The 21,256-nt window shown below is 69.9% G+C and carries 18 protein-coding genes and 1 pseudogene; 10 read left to right on the plus strand and 9 right to left on the minus strand.

Annotation, left to right across the window (positions count from 1 at the left end; translation table 11 throughout):
- Positions 1-25 precede the first annotated feature (25 nt).
- The 3 genes from OU415_RS14280 to OU415_RS14290 all read left to right on the plus strand — a co-directional run bounded on the left by OU415_RS14280 (position 26) and on the right by OU415_RS14290 (position 7,047).
- Positions 26-2,812 (plus strand): tetratricopeptide repeat protein, encoded by a 2,787-nt coding sequence (locus OU415_RS14280; protein WP_270949215.1) that lies wholly within the window; start codon positions 26-28, stop codon positions 2,810-2,812.
- A 307-nt stretch (positions 2,813-3,119) separates the two neighbouring features.
- The gene (locus OU415_RS14285; RefSeq protein WP_270949216.1) at positions 3,120-5,804 is read left to right on the plus strand and encodes a sugar-binding protein; all 2,685 of its coding nucleotides are present in this window, start codon (positions 3,120-3,122) and stop codon (positions 5,802-5,804) included.
- A gap of 226 nt (positions 5,805-6,030) precedes the next feature.
- Positions 6,031-7,047, plus strand: coding sequence for an ROK family protein (locus tag OU415_RS14290; protein ID WP_270949217.1), 1,017 nt, complete (start codon positions 6,031-6,033; stop codon positions 7,045-7,047).
- 203 nt (positions 7,048-7,250) lie between these two features.
- On the opposite strand, the gene OU415_RS14295 is transcribed toward OU415_RS14290, so the two are convergent.
- Positions 7,251-7,592, minus strand: a complete 342-nt coding sequence (locus tag OU415_RS14295; protein WP_270949218.1) for a VOC family protein — start codon at positions 7,590-7,592, stop codon at positions 7,251-7,253.
- 94 nt (positions 7,593-7,686) lie between these two features.
- Complete coding sequence (locus OU415_RS14300; protein WP_270949219.1) at positions 7,687-8,286, minus strand: TetR/AcrR family transcriptional regulator; 600 nt, start codon at positions 8,284-8,286, stop codon at positions 7,687-7,689.
- Positions 8,287-8,400: 114 nt separating this feature from the next.
- Between OU415_RS14300 and OU415_RS14305 the strand changes: the two genes are divergently transcribed.
- Positions 8,401-9,075, plus strand: coding sequence for a nitroreductase (locus OU415_RS14305; protein WP_270949220.1), 675 nt, complete (start codon positions 8,401-8,403; stop codon positions 9,073-9,075).
- Positions 9,076-9,096: 21 nt separating this feature from the next.
- On the opposite strand, the gene OU415_RS14310 is transcribed toward OU415_RS14305, so the two are convergent.
- The 5 genes from OU415_RS14310 to OU415_RS14330 all read right to left on the minus strand — a co-directional run bounded on the left by OU415_RS14310 (position 9,097) and on the right by OU415_RS14330 (position 14,447).
- A complete protein-coding gene (locus OU415_RS14310; RefSeq protein WP_270949221.1) occupies positions 9,097-10,032 on the minus strand; it encodes a 4-hydroxy-3-methylbut-2-enyl diphosphate reductase in 936 nt (311 codons plus the stop codon).
- On the minus strand, positions 10,029-11,084 hold the full coding sequence (locus OU415_RS14315; protein ID WP_270949222.1) for a polyprenyl synthetase family protein: 1,056 nt from the start codon (positions 11,082-11,084) through the stop codon (positions 10,029-10,031). Before OU415_RS14315 ends, OU415_RS14310 begins: the two co-directional genes overlap by 4 nt.
- 120 nt (positions 11,085-11,204) lie before the next feature.
- Entirely contained in the window at positions 11,205-12,062 is an 858-nt protein-coding gene (locus OU415_RS14320; protein ID WP_270949223.1) for a geranyl diphosphate 2-C-methyltransferase, read from the minus strand.
- Positions 12,063-12,075: 13 nt separating this feature from the next.
- Positions 12,076-13,140 (minus strand): family 2 encapsulin nanocompartment cargo protein terpene cyclase, encoded by a 1,065-nt coding sequence (locus tag OU415_RS14325; RefSeq protein ID WP_270949224.1) that lies wholly within the window; start codon positions 13,138-13,140, stop codon positions 12,076-12,078.
- Positions 13,140-14,447, minus strand: coding sequence for a family 2B encapsulin nanocompartment shell protein (locus OU415_RS14330; protein ID WP_270949225.1), 1,308 nt, complete (start codon positions 14,445-14,447; stop codon positions 13,140-13,142). The genes OU415_RS14325 and OU415_RS14330 overlap by 1 nt, the downstream gene beginning before the upstream one ends.
- Between OU415_RS14330 and OU415_RS14335 the strand changes: the two genes are divergently transcribed.
- Both OU415_RS14335 and OU415_RS14340 read left to right on the plus strand, forming a co-directional pair.
- The gene (locus tag OU415_RS14335) at positions 14,437-14,844 is read left to right on the plus strand and encodes a hypothetical protein (RefSeq protein ID WP_270949226.1); all 408 of its coding nucleotides are present in this window, start codon (positions 14,437-14,439) and stop codon (positions 14,842-14,844) included. The two genes, OU415_RS14330 and OU415_RS14335, sit on opposite strands and share 11 nt — an antisense overlap.
- A 184-nt stretch (positions 14,845-15,028) precedes the next feature.
- Positions 15,029-15,277 (plus strand): hypothetical protein, encoded by a 249-nt coding sequence (locus OU415_RS14340; protein ID WP_270949227.1) that lies wholly within the window; start codon positions 15,029-15,031, stop codon positions 15,275-15,277.
- Positions 15,278-15,363: 86 nt separating this feature from the next.
- On the opposite strand, the gene OU415_RS14345 is transcribed toward OU415_RS14340, so the two are convergent.
- A complete protein-coding gene (locus tag OU415_RS14345; protein ID WP_270949228.1) occupies positions 15,364-15,912 on the minus strand; it encodes a GNAT family N-acetyltransferase in 549 nt (182 codons plus the stop codon).
- Between the two features lie 100 nt (positions 15,913-16,012).
- Positions 16,013-17,497, minus strand: a complete 1,485-nt coding sequence (locus OU415_RS14350) for an AAA-type ATPase lid domain-containing protein (RefSeq protein WP_270949230.1) — start codon at positions 17,495-17,497, stop codon at positions 16,013-16,015.
- Between the two features lie 177 nt (positions 17,498-17,674).
- Between OU415_RS14350 and OU415_RS14355 the strand changes: the two genes are divergently transcribed.
- The 4 genes and pseudogenes from OU415_RS14355 to OU415_RS14370 all read left to right on the plus strand — a co-directional run.
- Positions 17,675-18,673: an amidohydrolase family protein gene (locus OU415_RS14355; RefSeq protein ID WP_270949231.1), complete on the plus strand. Its 999-nt coding sequence runs from the start codon at positions 17,675-17,677 to the stop codon at positions 18,671-18,673.
- Between the two features lies 1 nt (position 18,674).
- Positions 18,675-19,427: a metal-sulfur cluster assembly factor gene (locus OU415_RS14360; RefSeq protein WP_270949232.1), complete on the plus strand. Its 753-nt coding sequence runs from the start codon at positions 18,675-18,677 to the stop codon at positions 19,425-19,427.
- On the plus strand, positions 19,424-20,449 hold the full coding sequence (locus tag OU415_RS14365) for an NAD(P)-dependent alcohol dehydrogenase (RefSeq protein WP_270949233.1): 1,026 nt from the start codon (positions 19,424-19,426) through the stop codon (positions 20,447-20,449). The genes OU415_RS14360 and OU415_RS14365 overlap by 4 nt, the downstream gene beginning before the upstream one ends.
- 318 nt (positions 20,450-20,767) lie before the next feature.
- A pseudogene (locus tag OU415_RS14370) lies at positions 20,768-21,256 on the plus strand (PHP domain-containing protein); the annotation flags it as partial.

The following is a 21,256-nucleotide window of genomic DNA, read 5'->3' on the forward strand; positions in this document are numbered from 1 at the left end:
TTTCGGGAAAAACGGGGGGATGAAGGTGTCCGAAGGGACGTCCGAGGTCGAGCGGCTGCTCGACGAGAGCGAGATGATGGCCTACGGGCCGGAGGAATCGGCGATGGTCGCCGACGCCGTCCGGCTCGCGCAGGAGGCCGGTGCCGAAGAGCTGCTCTACCGGGCGCGGATGCGCCAGGTCTCCAGCGCGGCGCTGACCGGCGACAGCGACACGATGTTCACCGCGTTCTCCTGGTGCTTGGGCAAGCACGACTCGGATCCGGCGCGGTTCCCGAGCCGGATCGACGACCTCGACCTGCTCTGGTACTACAAGTGGATGGCCGAGGCGGTCGCGCTGAATCCGGCCTTCCCGCAGAGCCAGGTCGACCAGGTCCTCGACGACATGGAGCACCGCTACCGCGCCGCCGGTGTCGGGCTTTCCGGTGTGTGGCAGGCGAAGACCGCCAATGCCACCGCTGCCGGCCGCTTCGAGGAGGCAGCCGAGTTCCGGGCTGCGCGCGAGGATCTGCCGCGCGACGACTACAGCCACTGCGAGGCCTGCGTCCGCAGCGACGACGCCGACTTCTTCCGCCGGTCCGGCGACGAGGCGAAGGCGCTGGAGCTCTTCGACGAGATCATCGAGAACCGGGTGCGGTGCGGCTCGGAACCGGAACGCGCCCAGGGCAAAGCGCTGTTGCCGCTGCTGCGCGCGGGCCGTGCCGACGAAGCGAAGTGGCACCACTTCCGCAGCTACCGCGCGGCGACCTCGAACGCCGACGGGTTCGGCATCGTGGCCGACCACCTGATCTTCCTCGCCGTCACCGGCAACACCGAACGCGGGCTGTCCTTGCTGGAACGGCACATCGGCGAACTGCCGAAGGACCCGCTGGACGTGTACAAGCGCTTCTGCGCTTTGGTGTCCTACGGTGTGCTGCTCGACGCGGTGGTCCGCAGCGGTCACGGTGACGTTGAGGTCCGGGGTAGCGAAATGCCCGACGTGGCAGCCATTTTCGGTGTCGAGCCCGAGCCGCGAACCGCGGCCGAGCTGGCGGCGGATTCCTGGCGGGTCGCGGAGGAGATCGCCGCGGCGTTCGACGCGCGCAACGGCAACGGGTACTTCGCCTCCGAGGTCGAGCGCGCTCGCGCGCTGGAGGACGAGCATTACGACCTGCCGATCGAGACCCAGGCGTTCGTGCCCACCGAGCTGGCCGAGCCCGCCGCGCCGACGACCCCGGCGGACTACCTCGACCTGGCGGTCGTGGTCAAGGACGACCACGACGCGGCGATGGCGCTGCTCGACGAGATGGGTGAGCCGTCGGAGCCCGAGCTGAAGCCCCGGTTCCACAGCAGCGTCCTGGCGGTCTGCAGGGCCCGGGAGGACCGGGACGGCGCGCTGGCGGCTGTCGAGGCCCGGATCGACGCGTTGCGCGCCTTGGGCGAGGACCAGCAGGCCGACGCCGAGGAGGAACTCGGCCTGGCGCTGTACGCACCGTTCAACACCGGCGACGAGGACGAGCTGCGCGCTGCGCTGCAGCGGGACCTCGATCCGGACACCAAGGTGAAGGTCCTGACCGCGCTGGCCGCGCTGCCGAGCTCCGGTGACGAGCCGGACGGCGCGATCGAGCTGGCGCGGGAAGCCGTCGGCGTCGCCGAATCCGCCGGGCTGGAGCAGCTGGGCAACACGCGCTTGCTGCTGGCCCTGACCATGCTGCGGATGGGCGACCAGGAAGACGCCGCGGAAGCCCTGGACGCCGTGCTGGTCTCCGACGCGGAGCGGTGCTGGCGGATCAAGGCGCTCGACGTGCGGGCCCGGTTGGCGGGCGGCATGGGCGATTTCGAGGTCGGGATCCGCGCCGCCGACGAGCTGCTGGGCCTGCACACCGCGATCGGCCACCGCGCCGGTGCTTCCGACGCGGCGATGCTGGCCGCGCACCTGCTCGACGACCTCGGGCAGTCGGAGGAGGCGGTGCACCGCGCGCAGGTCGCGGTGCGGCACGCGGAACTCGGCGACACCGGCGACCTCAACACCAACCGGTACTGGCTGGGCCGGTTCCACCTCCAGGCGGGCGAGCCCGACCTGGCGATGGAGGCCTTGGACGCGGCGGCCGCTGGCTTCGCCGGTGTCGAAGGCGGCGGAGCGTCGGCGCTGGAGGCTCGGTACTGGCTCGGTGCGGCTGCTCGTCGGGCCCAGGAGCTGGGCACCGCGTACCGCGTGCTGTCCGAGGTGGCGCGCGTCGCGGAGGAGTCGGGTGACGAAGCGCTGGTCGAGCTGGCGTTCCGCGCCCACTTGGCGCTGGGCGAGCTCCTGGTGTCCGTGGAGGACGCCGACGCGGTGCAGAGCCTCGAATCCGCCCTCCGGCTCGCTCGTGGCCAGGAGCAGCCCGAGATGCTGGCCCGGGCGCTGCACCAGCTGGGCCAGGGCAAGATCAAGTTCGGTGACGAGTCGGGTCTGGCGGATCTCGACGCCGCTGTCGAGATCGGCCGGGATGCGGGGCAGGATTGGTTCGTCGCCGACGTGATCGACACGAAGGCGCACGCGCTGGCCTCGATGGAGCGCGTCGAAGAAGCGGTCTCGAACGCCTTGACCGCAGCTGACGCGTACGCCGAGTCCGGCGACGACGGTTCCGCTGCGATGTCGGAGCTGCTGGCCGCCCGCGTGCTCGACGGCGCCGGTCGCTCCGACGAGGCGGTCGGCCTCTACCGGGCGTCGCTGCAACGACTTCCGCTGGGCATCCCGGCCCACACCGGTGTCTCGCTGGAACTCGGCGAGATCCTGGAGAAGCTCGGCCGCACGACCGAAGCCGAAGAGGTCCGGGCCGCGATCGCCGACTGATCGACGACCGACCAGGGGCGCCTCTCGCACCACGAGAGGCGCCCCGAGTCCTAAGTGGACCTGCAATGCCGGCCGGGTTCTCCTGTTCGGCGCGGAATTCGCGGTCCGCGTTTCGAGAAGCCGTTGACTTTCCCGTTTTCATCTTCCTAGGATTCCTCGATCCCGGTTCGCGAGGAAGTGGTGACGTGGCCTTCGGGTGCCGAAAAACCGCAGTTCCGGGGCGTTCTCGGGGAACTTTGTTTCTGTTCTCGCAGATATTTTCCGACGCCTTGCTTCTTTTTCGTCGGATCCCTTTTGTGGAGGAAGAATGCGGAAGTCCACGGCGATCGCAGCAGCGGTCGCGACGTTCTCGCTGGGGGTGGGTCCGGTTGCGGCTGCGGCACCGCCACCACCCGATCCCGTCGGGCTCGACGTGCTGTTCATCGGGGCCCACCCCGATGACGAGGCCAGCACCCTGTCGACGCTGGGGCAGTGGAGCGAACAGCACCACCTCAAGGCCGGCGTCATCACGACCACCAGGGGCGAAGGCGGCGGCAACGCGGTCGGACTGGAAGAAGGCCCGCCGCTGGGGCTGATCCGCGAGGGCGAGGAACGGCGTGCGGTCGGCAAGGCCGGTGTCGAGCACGTCTACAACCTGGACAAGCTCGACTTCTTCTACACGGTCAGCGCCCCGCTGACCGCGCAGGTCTGGGACCGGGAAGAAACCCTGTCGCGGGTGGTGCGCATCGTCCGGGCGACCAAGCCCAAGGTGATCGTGACGATGAACCCGTCGCCGACGCCCGGCAACCACGGCAACCACCAGCAGGCGGCCCGGCTCGCCGTCGAGGCCTACCTGAAGGCCGGTGACCCGTCGGTGTTCCCGGAGCAGGTCTCGCAGGAAGGCCTCGAACCCTGGAACCCCGGACGGCTGTTCCGGTCGGGCGGGCAGGGCGCTGCCGACACCGGTCCGGATTGCGAAGCTGCCGGCTATCGCCCGGCCGAACCCACCGACCGCGTCCTCGGCGTGTGGGCCGGGCGCACGTCCCCGGCCAACGACGGCAAGACCTGGGCGACCGTGGAGCGCGAAGCGGAATGGGAGTACCGGACGCAGGGTTGGGCCAGCAACCCGCCCGCGCCGGCAGATCCTGCGAAGATCGCCTGCGATTGGTTCACCGAGATCGACAGCCGAGCCCCCTACGGCCCGGACGCGACCGGGGCTACCGCGCCGCTGGACGGTGCTGCGCTGCCCGGCTCCGGTGGTCTGCCGGTGGGCACCGAGCTCGCGATCGACACCGAGCGCTTCGACGTCGTTCCGGGCGCCGGGTTCGAGGTGTCCGTTCAGGTGGGGGCGGCAGATCGGGCGCTGCAGCAGAGCAAGGTGCAGCTGACCGCGCCGACGGGTTGGCAGGTCGCGGGTTCCGGCGACCTCGGCACGGTCACCCCGGGCGGGAACAAGACCGCGCAGTTCACCGTGACGCCCTCGGCCGATGCCGCGCCGAACACGCGGTTCCGGCTGGAAGCACGACTCGACACCGCCGACGGTGCGAGTGGCATCTCCTCGCGCGTGGTGCGGGTCGTCCCCGAAGTGCGGGGCACGATCGAACCGCTGCCGCAGGTCGGCCAGTTCCGCGACTGGGCCGCCGAGGTCGGCGCGCCCCAGCTGGACAGCCTGATCAAACCGGTGCTCACGGTGGGCAGCGGCAGGACCCGCCCGGTGCGGGTGGATCTGGTCAACCGCGGGACGGCACCGGAAAGCGGTGTGGTTCGGCTGAACCTGCCCGCAGGCTTCAGCGCCGACGCACCCGAGAAGCCCTACGCGGATCTCGCACCCGGTGCAACCGGTGCGGTGACCTTCGAGGTCACCAACACCGACCCGACCCTGCCGACGTCCAACCGGGCGCCCGACGACGGTGATTACCCGGTCGGCATCGAGACCACCTCGTCCAAGGGGACCGGGACCGAGTCCGCGGCGCTGGAACTGGTGCCGGTGGCGGTGGTGGAGAAGGCGCAGACGGCCCCGGTCGTGGACGGCGTCGAGGAAGAAGGCGAGTACACCGGCCCCGAACTGGACCTCTCCTCGTTGTGGGAGGGCGAGCCGACCGGGCGGGACGACATCTCCGGCACCGCGAAGGTGAACTTCACCGACGACGCGCTGCACGTGGTGGTGCACGTGACCGACGACGTGCTCGGGACCGTCCTCGCCCCGGAGGACTGCAAGCGGCACCGCCGCACGGACTCGGTGGAGATCACCATCGACCCGAAGGGCACGTCGGAGAACACGGCGACCGCGTTCAAGACCGGGATCTTCCCGATCACCGACGACCCGGCGGCGGGCAACCCGCCGTGCTTCGAGCGCGACGCCGACAACCACCAGGGGCCGGGCGCGGAGACGGCGCCGGGCATGGAGGTCGCGTCGAAGGTCTCCGAGCCGTACCGCGGCTACACGCTCGAGGCGAAGATCCCGTTCGACGTGCTGCCGGACGCGGTCGACCCGGCGCGCATGGGGCTCAACGTGCTGATCTACGACTCCGACACCCAGGACAGGACCAGCCAGACCCGGGTCGGTTGGTCGACCTGGAACGGCGTGCGCGGTGACCCCTACCGCTGGGGCCTGGCCGAGCTGCCGGGCCTGCTCCCGGGAACCACCGGGCCGAAGGAGCCGGTGCTGCCGGATCTCGCGGCCGAGAGCGTGGATTCACCGCTGAGCATCCTGCAGTCCAGCGCAGACGGGGTGCCGCTGTCGGGCGGGCGCGGGCTCGCCGCTGACGCGGTGCAGATCCGCTCGGTGAAGCGGGTCGACGCGGAGACCGCCGAGGTCCGGTTGGCTGCGGAGGTGCCCGGTTCGGTCCGGTTGTTCGGTTGGGACGGCGAGCAGGTGACCGGCCGCGGGACCAGCGAGCTCACCGCTGGTGAGTCGGTCGTGCGACTGCCGATCGGTGCCGCTGATCGCGTGCTGCTGTCCTACGAGTCGGGTGGTGCGGCGCTCGCGCGGACCGCGCAGGTCGACGGCTGACGGGAACGTCGAGCGGCCTGGCGGCTTCGGCGGTCGGGCCGCTCGACTGCGCTCTGGCCCTGGTGGCGGGATCGATCGTGACCTAGACTTTCATTCCGGTAGAAAGAAAGTCGAGGCATCCGTGACCAGAACGACCACCGCGGACAGGCGGAGCGAGGGGGGCAAGGCTCCGCGGGGGCGGCGGGACGGTCGCGCGGCAGTGCTCCGGCAGCTCCGCGAACGCCCGATGTCGCGAACCGATCTGGCCGAGCTGACCGGTATCAGCCAACCCGTGATCACCCGGCTCGTGCGCGATCTGCTGGCCGACGAGGTGGTGGCGGAGATCGGGGCGGCCGGTTCGTCCGGCGGTCGTCGCCCGGTGCTGCTCGCGATCCGGTCGCGCAGCAGGTGGGTGCTGCTGGCGCGGTTGGCCCGCGGCCGGGCCGAGCTCGCGCTGGCCGACCTCACCGGCACCGTCGTGACCCACCGCCGCGCGGACTACCAGGGCGACCGGATGGAGCTGGACTGGCTCGTCGCGGAGCTGGCCGAGCTGTGCCGGATCAACGGGCTGGACACCGCGGACGTATGCGGCGTGGCGGTCGCGGTGCCGGGTGTCGTGACGCCCCGCACGGGCGTGGTCGGCACCGCGCCCGACCTCGGTTGGACCGCCCCGGAACCGCTGGGTGAAGTCCTCGCGAACCGGTTCGGCGATTGCGTGCTGGTGGACAACGACGTGAATCTGATGCTGACCGGAGAACGGGTGCACGGTGCGGCGCGAGGCGCTGACGACGTCGTCCTGCTCTACATAGGACGGTTCATCGGCGCGAGCATCATGCTGGGTGGGCGGGTGTTGCCGGGGGCGCACGGCGCCAGCGGCGAGATCGGCCTGCTGCCCCTGCGCGATTCGGATTCCGGTTCCACGGTGGAGCAGCGCTACGGCCTGAGCGGCCTGGCCGACGAGATCGGTGCCGCCGAGCCGGTGCGGGAGCTGGCCGAGAGCGGCCGGCTGGACGAGGTGGTCTCGGCGTGGGGGCACCTGGTCGTGGCGTTGTCGCTGGCAGTGGACCCCGCGTTGGTGCTGGTCGGCGGGGCGGCGACCGAACTGGGCGAGTCCGGGCTGGTGCGCATCCGCTCCGAGCTGGGCCAGCGGGTGCCGGTCTGCCCGGACGTCCGGTTCGCGGAGCTGGGGGACCGGGCGGTCACCCAGGGGGCGCTCGAACGGATCCGCGACCTCGTGATCGATTCCGGAGCGATCCGGCCCTGATGACCAGCCGCTCGTGTCGCGCCTGGGCAGCTCGGCTGGTCGTCCGATGTGGATGGATGTGCCGCGGGTGTGAGGTGGCTGCCCGTCGGGGCAACCGCTGGTGCCGCTTGGGCGAGGAATTCCAGCAGGTGCGAATTCGTTCCCTGCCTGAGTCGGCGACGGGAACCGCGACCTGACGGACATCGCAGAGCCGGGCGAACCGCTCAGCCCGGGCCGCCGCCGAAGCTGATCTCGTTGCCGTCCGAGTCGCGGTAGACCACCTTGGTCACGCCGCCTTCGTACGTCTCGCGCTTCGCGGGCTCGACGCCCCGCCGGGCGACCTCGGCGACTCGGTCCTCGAGGTCGTCGACGAACGTCAGGACCAGCGCGTTCCCCGCCCGTTCCGGGTCCTCGACGATGTAGACGTAGCGATGTTCGGCGACTTCCCACACCGCCTCGACCTCGTTCGGCAGGAACGACGGCGGGCGGCCGAAGAGCCGCTCGTACCACGGCAGTGCAGCGGCGTAGTCGGTCACGGCGATCCCGGCGAAGAGGTCCTGGGTCATTCGGTCCTCCACGTGCACTCGATGTGTCCTGAGTACCGACTTCGCCGGTGGCGAGAACTCATCGTCCCCGTCCGGGCAGACGAATCCGGGGAATTCAGCCTGGCTCGCGGTGATCCGGTGTTGCCGCGGCGAGCAACGCCCGTGCCGCCGCCTTCGCGTGCTGAGCGCAGTTCGCGTCGTTGAGGACCATCGATCGGCTGGCCGCGCCGTCGACGAGGACGGCCAGTTGTTCTGCCAGCGATCGGGGGTTCGCGGCCCCCAGCGCGCTCGTCAGGTCGGTCAGGTGCGTGAGCAAGCGGCGCTTCTGCTCGGCGGCGAACTCGTGGACCGGGCTGGTCGGGTCGGGGAACTCGGCGGCCGCGTCGATGAAGGGGCATCCGCGGATCGGGTCGACGTCGTCGGGTGCCTCGAACAGCGCGAGGACGCGTTCCTCGGGCGGGAGGTCTGCGCGCTCGAGCACCCCTTCCAGGGTGCGCCCGGATTCGACCAGGTCCCGCAGGTAGCTCACCACCAGGTCGTCCTTGGTGGGGAAGTGCGCGTACAGGGTGCGCTTCGACACCGGGGCTGCGGCGGCGACCTGTTCCATGCTGGTCGTGTTGATGCCCTGCGCCTCGAAGAGCGCGGTCGCTGCGGCGAGGACGCGCTCGCGCCCGCCTCGTCCCCTGCGGCGCTGGACCGCCTGCTGCTCAGCCACCAGCAAAGTGTACAGCCCCGTGTACTTAACGAGCCGATGCGTGATAGCGTCCCGCTAAGTAAACGAAGTCGTGTACTTAGGTGCACTGTTGGGCGAGTTGCGAGGTAGAGCGAAGTGACGGTCCTTCCTGAACACGCGGAGGAGCTGATCCGGGGCCGGCGAGCGGTGCGCTCGTTCCGGCCGGACGCAGTGCCGGGCGAGACGCTGCAAGCGATCTTCTCCCTGGCCGGCGCGGCCCCGTCGAACTCCAACACTCAGCCGTGGAGCGTCGAGGTGGTCAGCGGGGCGACCCGGGACCGGCTGAGCGAGTCGTTGCTGGCGGCGCACGCGGAGCAGCGCTTCTCCGTGGACTTCCCGTACCAGGACGAGCTCTACAGCGCGGTGCACCGGGAACGCCGGTCGGCCTTCGGCTCCGCCCTGTACGGAGCGCTGGACATCGCGCGGGACGACCACGAGGCGCGCGACGCCTTTCAAGCGGAGAGCCTGCGGTTCTACGGGGCGCCGCACGTGGCCCTGCTGCTCACACCGTCCAATGCGGACGCTCGGATGGTCGCGGACGTCGGCATGTACGGCCAGACGCTGCTGCTGGCGATGGCGGCGCACGGAGTCGCCAGCTGCCCGCAGGGCCTGCTCGGCTTCTACGGGGACGTGGTCCGCGACTGCTTGGGGATCCGGGACCGCAAGGTGCTCTTCGGCGTCTCCTTCGGTTATGCGCAGGATTCGGCGCCCGTCAACCAGATCGAGGTGGGCCGCGCGGATCTCGGCGAGACGACGAGGTTCCACGGGTAGCTCCTGGCTCGCCTCCTCCGGTCAGCCGGTGCGCAGGGCGAGCGGGAGGCTGAAGCGTTGTGGTTCGGCGACACCGCTCTGGGCCTCGACCTGGTCGTAGCCGAGTTCGGCGAGGCGGTCGAGGAGGTGGGAGACCAGGACCTCCGGCACGGACGCACCCGCGGTCACGCCGATGGCTTCCGCTCCGTCCAGCCATGCCGGGTCGAGTTCGGCGGCGCCGTCCACGAGGTGTGCGGCGCCCGCGCCGGATGCGGTGGCGACCTCCACCAGGCGCTTGGAGTTGGAGGAGGTGGGGGAGCCGACCACCAGGACGACGTCGCAGCGCGGCGCGATCGATTTGACGGCGGTCTGGCGGTTCTGGGTGGCGAAGCAGATGTCGTCCGACGGCGGGTCCGCGAGGTCCGGGAAGCGGCGCCGGAGGACGTCGACGATCCCCATCGCATCGTCGATGGCCAGCGTGGTCTGGCACAGCCACACCACCCGGCCGGGGTCGGGCACCTCGACCGAAGCCGCGTCGTCGGTGGTCTCGACCAGCTGGATCGACTCCGGGGCCTCGCCCAGGATGCCGATGATCTCCTGGTGGCCGGCGTGCCCGATCAGCAGGACCGCGTACCCGTCGTCGGCGAACCGCACCGCCTCCCGGTGCACCTTGGTCACCAGCGGGCAGGTCGCGTCGATCACCTCGAGCTGCCGGGTGGCGGCCGCGGTGTGCACGGCGGGGGAGACGCCGTGCGCGGAGAAGATGATCCGCGCCCCCTCCGGCACTTCCGCGACGTCTTCGACGAAGACCGCTCCGCGCGCCTCGAGCGCGGCGATGACGTGCGTGTTGTGCACGATCTGATGTCGCACGTACACCGGTGATCCCCACCTGGCCAGGGCGTTCTCCACCGCTTCGATGGCCCGGTCCACGCCGGCGCAGCAGCCGCGCGGTGCGGCGAGCAGAACTCGTTTCGTCATCGGTCACGCTCCACAGCTCGGTCGGCGACGGTGCGCAGCGCATCGGCCACCTCGGTGGGCAGGTGCGGGCTGTCGAGCGCGGCCAGCGCTGCGCGGTGGTGCTCGGCGATGAGGTGTTCCGCGGTGCGGACTGTTCCGGTTGCGGACAGGATGTCCCGCACGACGTCCACTTCGGACTCGGTGATGTCGGGTTTGCCCCACAGCTGCGCCAGTTTCACCGCTTGTGACGGGCTCGCGGCGGTGCGGGCGTGGGTGATGAGCGCGGTGTGCTTGCCCGCCCTGGCGTCGTCGGTGATCGGTTTGCCGGTGACCTGCGGATCGCCGAACAGGCCCAGCAGGTCGTCGCGGAGCTGGAAGGCCTTGCCCACCGGCATGCCGTAGTGGTGCAGCGCCCGCGTCACCTCGCGGGAGGCGTCGCCCGCCGCGGCACCGATCGACAACGGCCGGTACACGGTGTAGTAGGCGGTCTTGTAGCGGATGATCATCTCGGCCAGGTCCGCGTCGGAGGACCCGGCGCCCGCCGAGTGCAGGTCCAGGAACTGGCCGACGGTGACCTCGTGGCGCATCTGCGCGATCTGCGGCAGCACGCGGCCGAGCTGCTCGGCGCTGAGCTGCTGGCAGGCGAGCTTGTCGGCCCAGGCCAGCGCGAGGTCGCCGAGCACGATCGCCGCGCAGTTGCCGAACCACTCGTCGTCCTGCGGGGAGCCGCCGGGGCGGAGGCCGGCCATGACGCGGTGCACGGTCGGCCTGCCCCGCCGCGTCGCGGACCGGTCCACCACGTCGTCGTGGATCAGGATGGCGGCGTGGAACATCTCCAGCCCGGCGGCCAGCCCGATCAGCGGTGCGCGGCAGCGGGGTCGCGGATCGGCGGCCAGCCAGCCGAGGACGCACAGCACGGGGCGGATGCGCTTGCCGCCGGTCAGCACGAACCCCTCGATCACCTCGATCATGTCGTCGGAGTGCGGTTCGACCCCGCCGGCCAGGGTCGTGCGGTCGAAGAACCCCGCGAGCGCCGAGTCGACCTCGGCGCGGATCTCGTCCAGGTCCACCATGCCTGCCTTAGAGCTCGTCTTCGATCCTGGTTTTCGATCTTGTGCTTTGATTCGCCGTCAGGCGAAAAGCCCGCCCTCGGCGCTTGCGCCGCCACGCAGAACGAGTTCAAGGACAGGTTCTTAGACGCGGTCGGCGGCGATGAGCAAGTACTGGAAGGCGCCGCTCTCGTAGGCTTCGATGAACGCGTCCTCGATGCCCGTGACCAGCGGCGACTTCGCGCGCAGCCGCCAGTACGGCAGCGTCGCCCCGGTCAGGTCGACCACCGCGGTGGGCACCAGCCGGTTCTCGGCCATCGCGCGGAAGTAGCCCGAGCGGGGGTGGATGTCGCAGATGTAGTGCGCGTTGATGGTGGACACCGCCCGCGAGGGCAGCCCGTAGACGTCGTTGTAGCAACCGGTGATCGTCACGTACCGCCCGCCGCGCGAGAGCAGCCGGGAGTGCTCGGCGAACAGGTCTCCCAGATCGGTGTACATGGTGGACTCGTTGTTCCAGATGGCGCGCATGCTGCCGGTGTCGAAGCCGGTGTCGAGCATGTTGAGCTGGTGGAACACGACCCGGTCGGACACCCCGCGCTGCTGGGCCTGCGCGTTGGCGAAGTCCACCTGCTTGCGGGAGATGGAGATCCCGTCCACCGCGCAGCCGAACCGCTCGTGGGCCATGAACGAGCTGCCCCCGCGACCGCACCCGGCGTCCATGATCCGGTGCTCCGGCCCGACCTCCCCGAGGTGGCCGAGCAGCAGGTCGGCCTGCTGGGTCTCCAGCCGGTGCAGTTCGGCGGTGATGCGCTCGCGGGCGGTCGCCGGATCACCGCCGGTGACCGACCAGTCCGGATCGCCGATGCCGTAGTGGTGGTGGAAGTAGCCGTCGACCTCGCCCAGCTCGAGGTTGACCGGGTTGGCCTCCCGGTTCCAGTAGTCCGCGACGCTGCCCTGGTAGATGCTGGCGGCGGTGCCGTTCTGGTGGATGGTCTCGGTCATCGATCGGGTCCTCTCACGCGTTGTGGCGGGCGGTGGTGAAGTGCCAGTGGCGGCTTCCGGCGATCCAGGCCCACAGCCCGGTCAGGAAGCGGGCGACCACCGGATCGGGAAGAGCGGCGGTGGCGCGTTCGGTGTCGTCCTCGAAGGCCCGGATCAGCTCGTTGTGCACCTCGCAGGCCTTGATGAACGCCTCGTCGAGCGGGAGCTGCTCCTCGGCGGCGATCACGGCCGGCAGGTTGAACGGCAGGCCGTGCTCGCGGATCTCGCGCTCGCAGGAGGCGAGGTCGTTGTGCAGGGTGGCGATCAGCGACGCCCGCGCGGTGCAGTCCTGCACCAGCGGGTGGGTGTGCAGCTCGTCGGGGAGCTCGTAGCCGTCGAGCACGTCGGTGAGGTCCAGGCACGGGCGGAACGAGTTCATCTGGCGGTTGGCCAGGTACTGCCAGACCGGCGGCAGGCGGTTGGCCATCCGCCACCCGTTCTCGGCGTTGTACCCGAGGTAGAGCTGGGCGATGTCGTGCCGCGTGCGCTGCGCCTGCGCCGGGCTGCTGATCCGCTTGAGGTCGTCGAAGGCCTCGTGCTGGGCGCGCAGCACCGGGTGGCCGGAGCGCTGCTCCTCCCACAGCGCTTGGTAGTCCGGGGTCAGGCACGGCGCGTCGATCGCCGACTGCGCCAGCGACAGGTTCGGTCCGATGGTCTGGTCGTTGGCGTCGCGGCGGCTGTTGGTCTCGCAGAAGTAGTCGTCCACGGCGGTCTCGGCGACGATCATCTTGCCCGCCGCCGTCATCCGGTCGACGTCCTGGCTTCCGGGGTGGCACAACGTGATTCCGCGCCCCGGATCGTGCTTGTAGACGCCCTCGACGTTCTCCGCGCTGCCCAGCCCGAGCCCGGTCATCCACGCGACGACGCGGCTGTTGATCTCCGCGGCGGCCTCGGGGCGCTCGGGCGGGGCCGGCGGGCAGTGCAGGACGGTGGTCCGCCGCTGCGTTCCCGGTGCGGTGCAGGCGCTGGTCCCCTGAACGCCATCGGTGTGCCGCTGCTGGACGGGGACCGGTGTTTCGTGCGCGATGAGCTCGATCATCAGGTGTCCGCCCGGCCGATCTCGACGTGCTCCAGCAGCCCGACCGCGTCCGGGACCAGCGGCGCGACGCTGTAGTAGGCGGTCACCAGGTAGCGCAGGATGGCCTGGTCGGTGATGCCCATGAACCGCACGTTCATCCCGGGCTGCACCTGGTCGGGCAGCTCGGCGGGCTGCAACCCGACGACGCCCTGCTTCTCCTCGCCGCGGCGCATGGCGATGATCGAGGTGGTGTTGTGGTCGGAGAGGCCGATCTTGCCCAGCGGGTAGACCGGGATCCCGCGCCAGGAAAGGGCTTTCGACCCGTTCTCCTGGGTGGTCGCGTCGACCGCGATCCCGCGCTTGTTGCACTCCCGCAGGAACGCCGTGATCGCCTTGGGATGCGCGAAGAACGCGTCCGTCGAGCGGCGCATGGACAGCAGGTCGTCCAGGTCGTCGGGCGTGGGCGGGCCGGTGCGGGTGGAGATCCGCTGGTCGTAGGCGGTGTTGTTCAGCAGCCCGAAGTCCGGGTGGTGCAGCAGTTCGCGCTCCTGGGTCTCGCGGACCTCCTCCGCGGTGAGCCGCAGCTGCTCCTCGACCTGGTTCATCGGGTCGTTGTAGAGGTCGGCGACGCGGGTGTGGACCTGCAGGACCGTCTGCGTCAGCGACAGCTCGTACTCGCGCGGGCCGAGCTCGTAGTCGACGAACGTGCCGGGCAGCTGCGCCTCGCCCAGGTGCCCGGCGGACAGCGCGATCTCGGCTTCGCCCCGCCGGTTCTGCGGGAGCGAGCGGCGCCGCGCGAAGTCCTCCAGGTGCGTGCGCAGGCTCTCCTCGGAGCCGAGCAGATCGCGCAAGGCGTCCCAGTTCAGGACCATGATCGTGCCGGCGGTGGCGCACCGCAGCGTCGCCGACCAGGTCGGGTCGTCGACCCCGACCGCCTCGTCGCCGACCTGATCGCCGTCGGTGATCACGCCCAGGTGGTCGACGGTGCCGTACTCGCCGGTCGCCAGCCGCTCGATGCGGCCGTGCGCGACGACGAAGACCTCCCGGATCGGACTGCCCTCCGCCGCGAGCACTTCGCCCGGCGTGACCTGTCGGACCGTGAACATCCCGGCGAGGCGGGTGAGCACGTCGACGTCGGTGTAGCCGCGCAGAGCGGAGAGCTCGGTGAGGGTTTCCGGGATGATGCGGACGTCGGTGCCCTCCTGGACGAATGACACGCGACCGCGCCCGACCTTGATCTGCAGGCGCCGGTTCACCCGGTACGTGCCGCTGGAGACGGTGAGCCACGGGAGCTGCCGGAGCAGGTTCCGGGAGCTGATGGACTGCATCTGCGGCGGCGTCTTCGTCGTGGTTGCGAGCAGCCGCGCCGCGCGGGTCTGCAGGGAAGAGAACTGTTCGGCAGCGGGTGACGACACGTCACGAACCTCCCGTGGGTGGATTCTGTTCGGCGAATTCCAGCCGCCGTTCAGCGGGCAGCACGACTTCCGCTCGGGACGTCGAATCGCGACGTTCCTCCGCGAGATCTGGATCTGGTGTCGGGTGGCGGGGCATTGGTCGGCGGGGGTGCCGGCGTGCTGCGTGATCGCGATGTTCTCGCAGGTGGCGAACTGGATCGATGCCCGAGTCTATGCGGCGCCTTTTTGGGTATATACAGATGAACGGGTGATCGCCTCGTCGGTTGTTTTCACTCGGATCAGTGAGGTGTTTTCGGTCGGCTACTTTTGATTCGTCGACCTGATTCGGGCTTTCGGAATTCATTTCGGGAAATGCGAGTGGAGATCGTTCCTCTTCAATCGGCGCCGGCGGTCGGCTGCTCCGTGCGGGTGACATCGGACGAAACCGACGCGGTTCCGGCGGTGGCTCGGGAGACTGGCCCCGCATCGACGGTCCAACTGGGGAGGAACTCGAGATGGCGGATGGATTTCCCGCGTGGTACCGCGCGTACGGGGACGGCGTGAACATCCGGACCCGGCCCGATTCCGGTGCCACGTCGGTCGGCCAGATGCAGACCGATGACCGGATCCTGGTCACCGCGCTGCCGGTGACGGGTGGTGAGTACGGACCGGCGTGCGGCAGCCAGCCGAGCAACCGGTGGTACCCGGTCGACCACTTCGGCCAGCTCCGCTACGTGATCATGACCTGTCTCGAACGGGTCTGACGCAGTCCGGGGCCGGTCGTCCTTTCCCGCGACCCGCCCCGCGACCGTCTCTTGTGGAGGAACCGCCCGTCATGGGCGGTGCGGTACTAGTCCCGTTCGGACTTGCGGGCGGCCGCGTGCAGTCGCGCCTTGGCCGGGTCGGTGGGGTGTGCCCGCGACCGGCTCTGCTTGGAGCTGTCGCCCTCGGCGGGCGCGTGGCGGACGAACAGCGTGACGGTGACGCTGTCGTTGAAGCCGCACCGCTGCATGAGCTGAGCCGAAGCCGTGTTCGTCTGCTCGACGTCGGTGATGATCCTTGTCGCGCCCGCCGCGAACAGCGCTGCGCAGGACTCCTCCAGCAGAGTCCTGGCCAGCCCCTTGCCCTGGTGGTCGGGCGCGACGGCGAGCCACTCCACGTACCCCCAGTCCGCGCGCTCGTCGTAGGACAGGGAGCCGAGCACGAAACCGGCCACCTCGCCGTCGGCTTCGGCGACCCAGCACGCGTCCGGCTGGGCGTCCAGGTGGACGGCCACGCTGGACAACGACCACGAGGTGTAGGGCATCGCGGACACGTCGAAGACCTGGTTGCCGAGCTCGAGCACGCCGGCCAGGTGCGACAACCCCATCGGTGAAAGCTGCACGTCGGATTCACTCATGACGCCACGATTTTCGTGCAGACCAGAACCGCCCGCCACCCCGGCCCCGGCAGAGCGCACCGGGAACCAGTCTGTCCCCTGTGGATGGATCCGTTCGTCGTCAGCGGTTCGGGCCCTGCTCCGGGATCTTGATGCGGTACTGGGCCATCTTGCGGTAGATCGTCGCTCGTCCGACGCCCAGTTCGACCGCGGCTTGGGCGATGGTGCGACCGGGTTCGGTCAGGCAGCGGATGATCTCGTCGCGCTCCACCAGCTGGAGCCGGGTCAGCGGGCGGCCCGGGCTGGTGAAGACCTCGGCCGGGAGGTGGTGCAGGTCGACCGTGCGGGCGCCCGACGCGGCCGCGCGCATCGCTTCGCGGAGCTGGCGGACGTTGCCCGGCCAGTCGTAGGCGGTCAGCGCCCGGGCCGCTGCCGGGGTGAAGCTCGCGTCGCGCCTCCAGTCCTGGCGGGCGAAGTGGTGGGCGAGGGGCAGGACGTCGTCGGGCCGGGTGCGCAGGGCGGGCGCCTCGACCACCGCATCGATCAACGGGCGCAGCTCCTCGGGGATCGCGGAGTCCGTCTCGGCGGTGATGACGAACGGTGCCAGCCCGTCGGACCAGCGTCGCGCCGCGGTCAGCAGCCGCGCGAGTTCGGTCGTGGCCCACGCGGGGAGGGCCTCCACCGCGGAGACGATGATGCAGGTGCAGTCCTTGCCCAGTTCAGGCGTCCACAGCGCCATCCACGAGTCGACCTCCTCCGGCGCCGGGGGCCGGACGCTGAGCACGCGCTCGCGCCGCAGCTCCCGGCGGGCGAGGACGGCCAGCGCGGTCTTGCCCGCGCCCGGCTCACCGACGACGGCGACGCCCAGGCCGTGCTGGAACGCCGCGCGCGCCTGCGCGACCGCGTTGGTCCACGCGGGCGACAGCGCGGTGCAGGTGGTGCCGGTTCGCTGGAGGCGGTCGGCGTAGACGCGGAACACCGCCCCGCGCGGCATCGGGCGGATCTTGCGCCCGGTGCTGCGCGCCAGCATCAGCGCGGCGGTGTTCCCGGCCGCCGACTGGGCCAGCGCGAGCAGGAGCTCGGAGGACGAATCCGACCAGGTGGTGAGGTTGATGCTGCCGGCGACTCCGCCGTTGACCGGGTCCAGGACGGGCGCGGCGGCGCAGGTGTAGCCCTGCAGGCTGGTGCAGTAGTGCTCGTCGGCGCGCACCAGCGACGGCGCGCGGTCGGCCAGCGCGAGGCCGAGCCCGTTGGTGCCCGCGTTGCGCTCGCCGAAGTAGAAGCCAGGGGCGAGGTGGACGCGGTCGAGGGACCGGTTGATCGCGGTGTCGTCGCACAACCTGCTCAGCACCAGGCCGTCGCTGTCGGTCACCATCATGCTGACCGGTTCGTTGGCCAGCGTCGCCTGCAGGCCCCGGAGCACCTCGTGGCCGCATTCGTACAGCAGCGAATCGGTGTCCACCGCACCGGTGAACGCCGGGCGCATCTCGTCGGCGGTGAGCCCGTAGCGCTCGCTGCGCCGCCAGGAGGCGCGCAGGCGTGGAGCGATCCGGCCGTGCCCGGTGAGGCACGCCGCTGGGTCCGGGTGGGGTGCGCGTTCGGTCATTCCGGCCTCCACGGGGACGCATCGTTGCGCCGACCCCAGCCACGGTAGTGCTAGGAGCGCCGAGCTTCACCGGTGTGCGTGTCTCAAACTGAGACAGCCGCGGGCTCCCCGGTGCCGTCCGATCGCCCTAGCGTTCGGACCCGACGTGCCACAGCCGCCACGTACGGGAGGGTGCACATGTACAGCAAGGACGGCGAGGACTACTTCATCGTCGACGCCCACGTCGCGCTCTGGGACGCACGTCCCGACAACCAGCTCAACATCCACGGCAAGCAGTTCATCGACTGCTTCTACGACTACCACCGCAACCTGAGCCCGGAATCGGAGGTGTGGCCGTACGAGGAGTACCTCTACTACGGCGGCGAGCGCCTCCTGCGGGACCTGTTCGACGACGGCTACGTCGACCACGCCATCTTCCAGCCGGCGCACCTCGGCGCCTTCTACCGCAACGGGTTCGGGCAGACCGAGGAGGCCTTCTCACTCGCGCAGCGGTACCCGGACAAGCTCACCTACAACCACTGCTGGGACCCTCGCTTCGAACAGGCCGGACTGGACCAGCTGCGGCGCGACGCCGAGCGGTTCGGGCTCAAGGGCGTCAAGCTCTACACCGCCGAGTGGCACGGTGATTCGCGCGGCTACAAGCTGGACGACCCGTGGACCTACCGGTACTTGGAGACCTGCCAGGAACTCGGGATCCGCAACATCCACATCCACAAAGGACCGACGATCCGGCCGCTGGACCGCGACGCGTTCGACGTGGCCGACGTCGACAAGGCCGCCACCGACTTCACCGAGCTGAACTTCGTGGTGGAGCACTGCGGACTGCCGCGGTTGGAGGACTTCTGCTGGATCGCCACCCAGGAGCCGAACGTGCACGCCGGTCTCGCGGTGGCGATGCCGTTCATCCACACCCGGCCGCGCTACTTCGCGCAGATCATCGGCGAACTGCTCTACTGGCTCGACGAGGACCGCATCCAGTTCTCCAGCGACTACGCGCTGTGGACGCCGAAGTGGCTGGTCGAGCGGTTCGTGGACTTCCAGATCCCGGCGGACATGACCGAGTACGCGCCGCTGACCACGGCGCAGAAGAAGAAGGTCCTGGGGCTCAACGCCGCCGCGATGTACGACATCGAGGTCCCGGCGGGCCTCGGACTCGACGAAGAGGTGGTGGCCTGAGATGTCGCCGGAGGAGCTGGAACGGGTGGCGCGCGCGGCGCTGGGCGAGGTGCTGGACCCGGAACTGGACGAGCCGATCACCGATCTCGGCTTCGTCCGCTCCCTGGACGCGACGGCCGACGGGGTGGTGACGGCGCACCTGCGGTTGCCGACGTCGTTCTGCGCCCCGAACTTCGCCTACTTGATGGCGTCCGACGCCAAGGATGTCCTGAGCGCGCTGCCGGGCGTCGCAGCAGCCGAGGTGCTGCTCGACGACCACCACGACTCGGAGCTGATCAACCGCGGCCTGCGCGCCGACGCCGGCTACCGCGGCACGTTCGGCGACGAAGCCGAGGAAGACCTCGAAGAGCTGCGCCGGACGTTCCGCCGCAAGGCGCACGCGGCGGCGATGGAGCGGTGCCTGGGCCTGCTGCTCAAGGCCGATCCAGCGCTTGCCGAGGAGGACCTGGTCGGGGTGACCATCGCCGACCTGCCGGCCACACCGGCCACCCGGTCGTTGCTGGAGCGGCGCGCCGATCTCGGGCTCAGCACCGACCCGTCGTCCCCGGTGCTGGTGGACGATCGCGGTCGGCCCCACCCGAGGGACGAGGTGCCGTTCCGGCTGCGCTTCGCCCGGGCGGTCCGGATCTCCATCGAGGGCAACGCGCACTTCTGCCGCGGGCTGCTGCGCACCCGCTACCCCGAAACCGCCGCCGACCAGACACCCCGTGCGCGGGCGGCCGCGCACGGCCAAATCGAGGAGAACGCATCATGAAGGCAGTCCAAGTCGTCGGGTACGGCCAGCCGCTGCGGATGACCGAGGTCCCCGAACCGGAGATCACCGGCCCGCACGACGTGGTCATCAGGATCGGCGGCGCCGGGGTGTGCCGGACCGACATCCACATCCTGGAAGGGCAGTGGGCCGAGAAGTCCGGTGTCGCACTGCCTTACACGATCGGGCACGAGAACGCGGGGTGGGTGCACGCGGTGGGCAGCGCCGTCACCAACGTCGCGGAAGGCGACAAGGTGATCGTGCACCCGCTGATCACCTGCGGTCTGTGCCGAGCGTGCCGGTCCGGCGACGACGTGCACTGCGAGCAGTCGAGCTTCCCCGGCATCGACACCGCGGGCGGCTACGCCGAATACCTCAAAACCTCGGCCCGCAGCGTCGTGCGCATCGACGACTCGCTCGAACCGGCCGGGGTGGCGGCGCTGGCCGACGCGGGCTTGACGGCCTACCACGCCGCCGCGAAGGCCGCCCGCACCCTGCGGCCCGGCGACCGCTGCGCGGTGATCGGCGCGGGCGGGCTCGGCCACATCGGCATCCAGGTGCTCAAAGCCATCACCGCCGCGGAAATCCTCGTGGTCGATTCCAATCCGGCGGCTGTCGAGCTCGCCGCGTCCATCGGCGCCGATCACGGCGTCGTCGCGGACGGCAGCCAGGTGGAGGCGGTGCTGGACCTGACCGGTGGGCACGGCGCCGAAGCGGTCATCGATTTCGTCGGAGAAGGCGGCGCCACCCGGGACGGCGTGCGCATGCTGCGCAGGGCGGGCGACTACCACGTGGTCGGCTACGGCGAGAACATCGACGTCCCGACGATCGACATCATCTCCGCCGAGATCAACTTCATCGGCAACCTGGTCGGCTCCTACAACGACCTGTGCGAGCTGATGGTGCTGGCAGCGCAGGGGAAGGTCCGCCTGCACACCGCCGAATACCCGCTCGACCGCTTCCAGGACGCTCTGGACGACCTCAACGCCGGGCGCATCCGCGGCCGCGCGATCCTCACCCCGTGATCGGAATCGCAAGTCGCACCCCGCCCGCGAGCGGTGCGATGGGCGCCGGGGTAGAACGGGCCGGAAAGGCGATGCGAAGAGGTGCTCGGCTGCCGACAGTTCGAATTCGGGTGAGCCATCCCGAAGTCGGTGAGGTAGAGCCGCCGACCGTCGGTGTGCATCAAGTTCACGGGGTGCGGCAGAGGTGTCCCACGGCGGCCTGCCTCCTGAAACAACTAGTAGTTGTTGATCGAGGCATGTTACTTGTTGGACGCGTGTCTTCGCGCTCGGTTCGAATGTGGCCGCTCAGGCGGTAGTTCGAACATCGGGAGAGTCGGCATGGAGCCTTTCGTCCACCTGCATGTGCACACCGAGTATTCGATGCTCGATGGTGCTGCGAAGGTGGGGGCGTTGTTCGCCGAGGCCCAGCGGTTGGGGATGCCTGCGGTGGGATGACCGACCACGGGAACATGTTCGGTGCCGATGAGTTCTACCAGCAGGCGAAGAAGACCGGGATCAAGCCGATCATCGGTATCGAGGCTTATCTGGCGCCGACCAACCGTTTCCATAAGAAGCCGGTGTTCTGGGGTGAGGCGAAGCAGCGTGGCGCCGACGAGTTCGGTGAGGGTGGTGACGTTTCGGGTGCCGGTGCGTATACGCACATGACGATGGTGGCGCGTAACGCCACTGGTCTGCGGAATCTGTTCACGTTGTCCAGTCGCGCGAGTTTCGAGGGCATGTACCGCAAGCCGCGGATGGACCGCGAGTTGATCTCGGAGTTCTCTGAGGGCATCATCGCCACCACGGGTTGTCCGTCCGGTGAGGTGC

This window comes from Saccharopolyspora oryzae (assembly GCF_027853915.1).
GTDB lineage: Bacteria > Actinomycetota > Actinomycetes > Mycobacteriales > Pseudonocardiaceae > Saccharopolyspora > Saccharopolyspora oryzae.

Excerpts from the sequence above, each read along its gene's own strand:
- OU415_RS14365 (WP_270949233.1), top strand. The coding sequence starts at position 19,424 with ATGAAGGCAGTCCAAGTCGTCGGGTACGGCCAGCCGCTGCGGATGACC.
- OU415_RS14315 (WP_270949222.1), bottom strand. The coding sequence starts at position 11,084 with ATGGTGGACCTGGACGAGATCCGCGCCGAGGTCGACTCGGCGCTCGCG.
- OU415_RS14310 (WP_270949221.1), bottom strand. The coding sequence starts at position 10,032 with ATGACGAAACGAGTTCTGCTCGCCGCACCGCGCGGCTGCTGCGCCGGC.
- OU415_RS14345 (WP_270949228.1), bottom strand. The coding sequence starts at position 15,912 with ATGAGTGAATCCGACGTGCAGCTTTCACCGATGGGGTTGTCGCACCTG.
- OU415_RS14295 (WP_270949218.1), bottom strand. The coding sequence starts at position 7,592 with ATGACCCAGGACCTCTTCGCCGGGATCGCCGTGACCGACTACGCCGCT.
- OU415_RS14355 (WP_270949231.1), top strand. The coding sequence starts at position 17,675 with ATGTACAGCAAGGACGGCGAGGACTACTTCATCGTCGACGCCCACGTC.
- OU415_RS14335 (WP_270949226.1), top strand. The coding sequence starts at position 14,437 with ATGGACTGCATCTGCGGCGGCGTCTTCGTCGTGGTTGCGAGCAGCCGC.
- OU415_RS14285 (WP_270949216.1), top strand. The coding sequence starts at position 3,120 with ATGCGGAAGTCCACGGCGATCGCAGCAGCGGTCGCGACGTTCTCGCTG.
- OU415_RS14340 (WP_270949227.1), top strand. The coding sequence starts at position 15,029 with ATGGCGGATGGATTTCCCGCGTGGTACCGCGCGTACGGGGACGGCGTG.
- OU415_RS14350 (WP_270949230.1), bottom strand. The coding sequence starts at position 17,497 with ATGACCGAACGCGCACCCCACCCGGACCCAGCGGCGTGCCTCACCGGG.
- OU415_RS14330 (WP_270949225.1), bottom strand. The coding sequence starts at position 14,447 with ATGCAGTCCATCAGCTCCCGGAACCTGCTCCGGCAGCTCCCGTGGCTC.
- OU415_RS14325 (WP_270949224.1), bottom strand. The coding sequence starts at position 13,140 with ATGATCGAGCTCATCGCGCACGAAACACCGGTCCCCGTCCAGCAGCGG.
- OU415_RS14320 (WP_270949223.1), bottom strand. The coding sequence starts at position 12,062 with ATGACCGAGACCATCCACCAGAACGGCACCGCCGCCAGCATCTACCAG.
- OU415_RS14290 (WP_270949217.1), top strand. The coding sequence starts at position 6,031 with ATGTCGCGAACCGATCTGGCCGAGCTGACCGGTATCAGCCAACCCGTG.
- OU415_RS14360 (WP_270949232.1), top strand. The coding sequence starts at position 18,675 with ATGTCGCCGGAGGAGCTGGAACGGGTGGCGCGCGCGGCGCTGGGCGAG.